At 62.3% G+C, this 3254-nt stretch carries 5 protein-coding genes; 2 read left to right on the top strand and 3 right to left on the bottom strand.

Annotated elements, in window-relative coordinates; all coding sequences use genetic code 11:
- The first annotated feature begins 72 nt into the window (after positions 1–72).
- Complete coding sequence (locus tag EOA86_RS27910) at positions 73–939, top strand: SDR family NAD(P)-dependent oxidoreductase (RefSeq protein ID WP_128344617.1); 867 nt, start codon at positions 73–75, stop codon at positions 937–939.
- 3 nt (positions 940–942) lie between these two features.
- Here the strand turns inward: EOA86_RS27910 and EOA86_RS27905 are convergent, their stop codons facing one another.
- The 3 genes from EOA86_RS27905 to EOA86_RS27895 all read right to left on the bottom strand — a co-directional run bounded on the left by EOA86_RS27905 (position 943) and on the right by EOA86_RS27895 (position 2672).
- Positions 943–1371, bottom strand: a complete 429-nt coding sequence (locus EOA86_RS27905) for a low affinity iron permease family protein (RefSeq protein ID WP_164759441.1) — start codon at positions 1369–1371, stop codon at positions 943–945.
- Positions 1372–1454: 83 nt separating this feature from the next.
- Positions 1455–2096 carry a DapH/DapD/GlmU-related protein gene (locus EOA86_RS27900; protein ID WP_128344616.1) on the bottom strand — a complete coding sequence of 214 codons (642 nt, stop codon included), beginning with the start codon at positions 2094–2096 and terminating at the stop codon, positions 1455–1457.
- Positions 2097–2168: 72 nt separating this feature from the next.
- Entirely contained in the window at positions 2169–2672 is a 504-nt protein-coding gene (locus EOA86_RS27895; protein ID WP_164892037.1) for a CreA family protein, read from the bottom strand.
- 196 nt (positions 2673–2868) lie between these two features.
- Here EOA86_RS27895 and EOA86_RS27890 point away from each other — a divergent pair.
- Positions 2869–3254 (top strand): SCO family protein (locus EOA86_RS27890; protein WP_164892036.1); only part of this gene is annotated, 386 nt, incomplete at its 3' end.

Here is a 3254-nt window from a genome sequence, read left to right as displayed (position 1 = left end):
CGCCAAAGCGGGCTTGCGCGAGCCCCGCGCCGCGTTAAGTTCGGGCGCAACTTGAACGAGGACGCTATAGCCATGACCACCGATGCCGAAATCCAGAGCGCTTTGCCTGCCCTTGCCTCCGGCAATGTTGCCGTCATCACCGGCGGCGCCAGCGGCATCGGCCTTGCCGCGGCCAAGCGGCTGGCGGCGATGGGCCTGAAAATCGTGCTGGCCGATATCGGCGGCCCGCGGCTCGATGAGGCTGCCCGCGCCGTTGCAACGATTGCCGGCGATAGCGCGGTGCTTGCTGTCGCGACCGACGTTTCCAAGCCCGACGAACTCGACCGGCTGGCCGAAAAGGCGTTCGGTGCCTTCGGCGGCGTGTCCCTGTTGATGAACAATGCCGGTGTCGGCAACAATCCCGGCAAGCCCTGGGAAAACCGCGACGCCTGGAAGCGGCTGCTGGACATCAATTTCTGGGGCATCGTTCATGGCGTCGAGGCCTTCGTGCCGCGCATCCTGGCGACCGGCAGGCCGGGCCTGATCGTCAACACCGGCTCCAAGCAAGGCATCACCACGCCGCCCGGCAACCTTGCCTACAACGTCTCCAAATCAGGCGTGAAGACCTTCACCGAAGGCCTGGCACACGCGCTGCGCAACGAGCCCGGCGCAAAGGTTGCGGCGCATCTGCTCATTCCGGGGTTCACTTTTACCGGCCTGACCGAAGGTGCGACCGAAAAACCCGCCGGCGCCTGGACCGGCGAGCAGGTGATCGACTTCATGCTGGCCGCGCTGGTGCGTGGCGACTTCTACATCCTGTGCCCCGATAACGAGGCGACACGGCCCATGGACGAAAAGCGCATGGCCTGGGCGATCGGCGACATCATCGAAAACCGCCCTGCTCTGTCGCGTTGGCACCCGGACCACAAGGAAGCGTTCGCGGCGTTCATGGAAAGCTGACGCTCACGCCGCATGCGTCTTCGAGCCGGGCTTTTGCGCCGCGGCTTTCTTGAGCGCCATATCGGCGACCTGCCGGTCATGCCGCTTCGCCGCGCGCTCACATTTTTCGCGGATCTCCTGAACCTCGGATTCGGTCAGGTGCTCGATACCGATAAAGCTGTTTTTGGCTTTGCTGACCCGGATCAATTCATCGAGCTTCGCCTGGATCGCGGCGCCATCACGGTTTTGGGTATTCTGGATGAGGAACACCATCAGGAAGGTGACGATCGTCGTGCCGGTATTGATGACGAGTTGCCACGTATCGGAAAACCCGAACATCGGTCCGCTTGCCCCCCACGCAACAATGATCAGGAAACAGACGGCGAATGTCGACGGCAGACCGGCGAGATGGGCAACGTAGTTGGCGATCCTGGTGAAAAGCTTCTCTATCATGGCAGGAGAAACAACCAGCATCCGCTCCGGGTTCCCTTGCACGGAGGGATTTCACGGACATAGCCGTGCACGCGCCCGCAAGATCAGGGTATTTCGTTATCCCAGACGTCGAGGAAGGCCTCGATGGACAGCGTCTGCATGTCGGGGACTGCCTTGGCCAGTCTCTCGGGCGGCCAGTCCCACCAGGCGAGGCTTTCGATCCGCGCGGCGACGTCCGCCGCGAAGCGTTGGCGCAATTGCCTGGCCGGAACGCCGGCGACAATCGCGTAGGCAGGTACGTCGCGCGTCACCACAGCGTTGGCGCCGACGATCGCGCCATTGCCGATGGTCACATCAGGCATGATCACCGCGCCATGGCCGATCCAGACGTCGTGGCCGATGCTGACGGACTTCCCCCGCCGCCTTTCCCGAAACGCCCCGTCGACGCCCAGCCAGCGAAAATATTCGTTCGGGCGATAGCTGATCTTGTGCTGGGTCACCCGCTCAATCGGATGCTCCAACGCGTTGATGCGGCTGTTGGCGGCGACCGAACAGAACTTGCCTATGGTCGTGTAGATCGCCTCGGCATGACGTTCGAAATAGGAGAAGTCGCCGACCGATACCTCGCGCAGGATGACCCGCTCGCCGATCGAGGCGTAGCGCCCGAGCTTGCACGCCTTCAATTCCGCTGTCGGATGGATGCGCGGCTCAGGATCCTTGGGGACAAGATTTTCGGGACGGTCCATGCCCGCGGCTTTACGCCCGAGCGATTGGTCCCGCAAGCGGGACCGATCGTCCGTCAGAGCAATTGCGGTCGCCTATTTCGGCTTGCCGTTGGTCCACACCACGTTCTGCCCGTAGAGCGGCACGGTGGTGACCGACATTTTCGCCGAGCCGTCCTGCACCTGGCGCGAATGCGACAGATAGATCAGGGTGTCGTTGGCCTTGTCGTAGATGCGGTTCACCACCTGTTTCTTCCAGATTAGGCTGATGCCTTGCTTGAACACCTCTTCGCCGGCCTCGCTCATGTCGATCTCGCCGATGGTGATCGGCCCGGTCTGGCGGCAGGAGATCGAGGAATCGGACGGATCTTCGAACCAGTTGCCCTTCTGCAGGCGGTCAATCATCCCGCGTTCGAAATAGGTGACGTGACAGGTCACGCCTTCGACCTTCGGATCCTTGATCGCCTCGACGATGATGTCGTTGCCGAGCCAGTCGACGCCGACCTTGCCGACCTCCTGAGCGGCGGCTGCGCCGGCACCGACGACGAGGCATGCGGCCAAAGCGCCGCCGATCAGTTTTCGCCCAATCAGTCTTTGCAAGGGAGCCTCCTGCAGTTTCGCCGGTCTCAGGTGGGACGGGCGGCAGCGCTTTGCAAGCGGATTACCTTTGAGAGGAAGGCCGGTTGCGGCAACGCGACATCTTTGCGCGGATGGGATCAAACCGTTAAGAGTGTTCGCCGAACAAGCTGCATGGCGCCGATACGGCGCCAATGAAAATCGCGACGGACACCAATTGATGATGCGTTCAATACTGGTCGGCATTCTCGTCCTGATGGCAGCAGGCATCGGCTGGCTCACCTTCGACTGGTACCGCGGGCATTATGGCGGTGAGCCGTTCGGCGCGCCGTTCACGCTGGTCGACCAGAAGGGCGCCCCGATCACCGAGGCTGCGTTTCGCGGCCACCCTAGCGTCGTCTTCTTCGGCTTCACCCATTGCCCGGAAGTTTGCCCGACCACACTGTTCGAACTGGCCGGCTGGCTAAAGACGATGGGTGACGACGGCAAGAACCTGCGCGCCTATTTCGTCTCGGTCGACCCGGAGCGCGACACGCCGGAAATCATGAAAGCCTATATCAGCAACTTCTCTGACCGCATCCTCGGCATCACCGGCGAGCCCGACAA

Origin of the sequence: Mesorhizobium sp. M5C.F.Ca.IN.020.32.2.1, assembly GCF_004023105.1 — a bacterium.
Lineage (GTDB): Bacteria > Pseudomonadota > Alphaproteobacteria > Rhizobiales > Rhizobiaceae > Mesorhizobium > Mesorhizobium wenxiniae.
The sequence above is the reverse complement of the archived record's forward strand: the minus strand, read 5'-3'. Positions and strand labels throughout refer to the sequence as shown.

Coding starts and splice junctions, on each gene's coding strand:
- EOA86_RS27910 (WP_128344617.1), top strand. CDS start 73: ATGACCACCGATGCCGAAATCCAGAGCGCTTTGCCTGCCCTTGCCTCC.
- EOA86_RS27905 (WP_164759441.1), bottom strand. CDS start 1,371: ATGATAGAGAAGCTTTTCACCAGGATCGCCAACTACGTTGCCCATCTC.
- EOA86_RS27900 (WP_128344616.1), bottom strand. CDS start 2,096: ATGGACCGTCCCGAAAATCTTGTCCCCAAGGATCCTGAGCCGCGCATC.